The 391-nt window shown below is 77.0% G+C and carries 1 protein-coding gene; it reads right to left on the minus strand.

All coding sequences use genetic code 11. From position 1 onward, the window contains the following. A partial coding sequence (locus tag LPA54_RS41525; protein WP_228985540.1) for a phosphopantetheine-binding protein occupies positions 1-391 on the minus strand: 391 nt, incomplete at both ends.

Here is a 391-nt window from a genome sequence, read left to right on the forward strand (position 1 = left end):
TCGCCGGTGTCGGAGGTGCGGTCCAGGAACCACATCCGCTCCTGGGCGAAGGACAGCGGCAGGGGCCGGTCGCGGTCGACGGGCGCCACGTCGGCGGCCCCCGGGACCCGGGCGCCGGCCACGACGGGCGCGAAGCCGCGGACGGTGGGGTGTTCGAAGACGGTGCGCAGCTGCACCTCGCGGCCCAGGCGCTGGGCGATCCGGGAGACGGCCATGGTGGCGAGCAGGGAGTGTCCGCCGAGGTCGAAGAAGCTGTCGTCGAGTCCGACCCGGTCCAGGCCGAGGACGTCGGCCCACACCTCGGCGACGACCCGCTCGGTCTCGTCGCGCGGCGCGGCGTAGGCGGGCCCGGAGGCGCCGCGGGTGTGCGCGGGGTCGGGCAGCGCGGAGC

It is taken from the genome of Streptomyces sp. DH12, from assembly GCF_020873895.1.
Taxonomy (GTDB): Bacteria; Actinomycetota; Actinomycetes; order Streptomycetales; family Streptomycetaceae; genus Streptomyces.